This window comes from Microbacterium sp. UBA837 (assembly GCF_002296025.1).
Taxonomy (GTDB): Bacteria; Actinomycetota; Actinomycetes; order Actinomycetales; family Microbacteriaceae; genus Microbacterium.
The window spans coordinates 1-2,843 of sequence record NZ_DBHD01000139.1 but is presented as its reverse complement, the minus strand read 5'-3'; the positions used below and the strand labels follow the sequence as shown (position 1 = coordinate 2,843).

Annotated in this window: 3 protein-coding genes; all 3 read right to left on the bottom strand. The window is 69.8% G+C overall.

Translation table 11 applies throughout. The features are described from left to right. Positions 1–1,135 (bottom strand): 5-(carboxyamino)imidazole ribonucleotide synthase (locus B3587_RS10270; RefSeq protein WP_292728364.1); only part of this gene is annotated, 1,135 nt, incomplete at its 3' end. Positions 1,136–1,213: 78 nt separating this feature from the next. Then, positions 1,214–1,789 carry a PH domain-containing protein gene (locus tag B3587_RS10265; protein ID WP_292728362.1) on the bottom strand — a complete coding sequence of 192 codons (576 nt, stop codon included), beginning with the start codon at positions 1,787–1,789 and terminating at the stop codon, positions 1,214–1,216. Positions 1,790–1,807: 18 nt separating this feature from the next. Further along, the gene (locus B3587_RS10260) at positions 1,808–2,599 is read right to left on the bottom strand and encodes a biotin--[acetyl-CoA-carboxylase] ligase (RefSeq protein ID WP_292728360.1); all 792 of its coding nucleotides are present in this window, start codon (positions 2,597–2,599) and stop codon (positions 1,808–1,810) included. Positions 2,600–2,843 lie beyond the last annotated feature (244 nt).

Here is a 2,843-nt window from a genome sequence, read left to right as displayed (position 1 = left end):
AGTCCTGGAAGAACGCGGCTGCCGCGCGAGCGTCGTAGACGACGTCGTCGAGGTCAGTGCCGACGGCGTTCACGTGTCCGACCTTGCGCCCCGGTCGCGGATCCTTGCCGTACGTGTGGATGTGGGCGGACGGATGCTGCGCCATCGAAGCCGCGAACCGCTCCGACAGGCCGCCCTCGCTGGGTCCGCCGAGGATGTTGATCATCACCGACCACGGCGCGATCGGCGAGGTGTCCCCCAGCGGGAGGTCGAGAACGGCACGCAGGTGCTGTTCGAACTGGCTGGTGACGGCGCCGTCCTGGCTCCAATGGCCGCTGTTGTGCGGGCGCATGGCGAGCTCGTTGACGAGGATGCGGTCATCCGCCGTCTCGAACAGTTCGACCGCGAGCATCCCGGTCACGTCGAGTCCCTCCGCGATCCGCTCGCCCACCTCGGCGGCAGCCGCCGTGAGCCGGGGACTGGCACCGGGTGCCGGCGCAAGAACCTCGGCGCAGACACCGTCGCGCTGCATGGTCTCGACCACGGGATAGGCGCGAACCGCGCCCGACGGCGTGCGGGCCACCTGCTGCGCGAGCTCCCGGGTGAACTCGACCAGTTCCTCGACCAGCAGCGCGCCGCCCCCGGCATCCTCAGCCAGAGCCGTGAACCAGTCCGCGGCGCCGTCCGGCGACGATACGACGCGCACGCCCTTACCGTCGTACCCTCCGCGAGGAGTCTTGACCACGGCGCGCCCACCGTGGGCATCGAGGAAAGCGCCGAGTTCATCCGGACCGGTGGCAGCTGCCCAGTCGGGCTGCGGCATCCCCATTTCCTGCAGCCGCGTGCGCATCAGCAGTTTGTCTTGCGCGTACCGGAGGGCGTCGGGACCGGGGTGCACCGCGATTCCTGAGTCCACCAACGCGTGCAGCACCTGCTGTGGCACATGTTCGTGGTCGAAGGTGATGACATCGACCTCGCGTGCGAAGGCAAGCACCGTGTCGGCATCTCGGTAGTCGCCGACCGCGGTGGCAGCAAGCGCCGCTGCCATCCCCTCCTGCTCAGCCAGCACCCGGATCTCGACGCCGAGTTCGACAGCGGGCGCGATCATCATCCTCGCCAGCTGTCCGCCGCCGATCACACCGACGCGATAGGTCATAGCAGTCCTCCCGTTCGGATCCATTCTCTCGCGAACCGGGCGATCGCTCGCGTCGGTCGCGTGCAGGCCCGGGTCGGCTCAGGACTCGGGAGGCGTCTGCCCGTCGCGGTGAGCGAGGATCTGATTGACCTCGACCTGGTCGATGAGCACCTCGTGGACGAGCGCGACCTGGGGGACGCGGGTCATCCGCATCGGTGCGTCGACACCGTTCGAAAGGATGAGTGTGCCGCTGCCGGCCAGGCGCTGCAGCGGTCCGCGGCGCATCTGCACCGAATACCCACGAACGTGGGCGAGCTCACGCCGCCGGGTCACGAACAGACCGCTGCGCTCGATGACGCGCCGCGTCGTGATCGTGTAGACGTGCGCGCGCCAGGCCAGAAACGGCAGGAACACGAGCACGAAGATGACGACGGCAGCCGCTGCCAGCAGCATCCAGTTCTCGAAGGGCGCCGGAAGGTTGTCGTAGAAATACCCGGCGGCTGCGGCTACGGCGATCAGTGCGATCGCCGACAGAATCAGCGCGGGCCGGCGACCCCGGATCTTTGCGATCAGCAGTTCGGGCGTCGAAACGCCGGGTGCGGGAGCCAGCGGTCGCCCGACGGAGCTCGGCGGCGGGGAGTACCCCGACGACCCGGTGCCCGGCTGCAGCGACATACCCCCATTGTGGGGGTCTCAGCGGACATGGATGACGTCCCCCGCCGCGACGGATAGGGATTTGCCACCGACCGCGACGATGAGTCGCCCGGCGTCGTCGAGCCCGGTCGCGCGTCCCTCCAGCGTCCGCTCGTCGGGCAGCATCACGCGCACCTCGCTCCCGAGAGTCGCGCAGAGTTCCCGGACCTCGGCGCGGACGCCGACGCCGCCCTCGGCAGACACTGCAGCTGCCAGCATCCGGCGCAGACCCTGGAGGTAGTCGGCCAGCAGCCTGTCGGGGTCGACGTCGGCTCCGGCAATCGCCAGCGACGTGGCAGCGGGTACGGGAAGCTGCCCGGGCGTCATCCGCGTGTTGACCCCGGCGCCGACGACGATAGCGTCGGGCTCACCCGGCAGCATCTGCGACAGGATGCCGCACACCTTCGCGCCGTCGATCAGAACGTCATTCGGCCATTTCAGCCCCACCCGCGAACCCCCGTCTGCGGCGTCGGGAGCGAACTGACCCCGGAGCGCGCGCGTCATCGCCGCGCCGGCGATCAGCGACACCCAACCCCGCTGCTCGGTGGGGATGCTGGGCACTCGGAGAAGGACCGAGATCGCGAGGGCAGCCCCCGGCGGCGCCGTCCACGTGCGATCCAAGCGCCCCCGGCCGGCCCGCTGGTCATCGGTTACCAGCACTGACAGGTGGGGATAGGCGTCCGGCTCTCCCGCCACCGCCGCAAGAAGGTCGGCGTTCGTGGATCCGGTGTGCGGCACGACATCCAGTCGCCCCGCAATGATCGCCGCCCGCGGAAAATCGCCTGCCTGCATCCGTTCACTGTACGGCCGCCGGCTTCCGCCGCCCCGCCGCGAATCGTCGAGGTAGGAGAAATCGCGGAGGTAGGCCGATTCCGCCGCCAACTCACCTACCTTCGCGATTTCGCCTACCTCCGCGATACCAACGACCACCATCCCCGCATCGGGAAAGGCATAACGGATGCCGCGGCGCGTTGGGTGGGGGGGGCCACGGGGCGCCCGCGCCCCGCCCCCAGGGGGGGGGGGGGGGGGGGGCGGG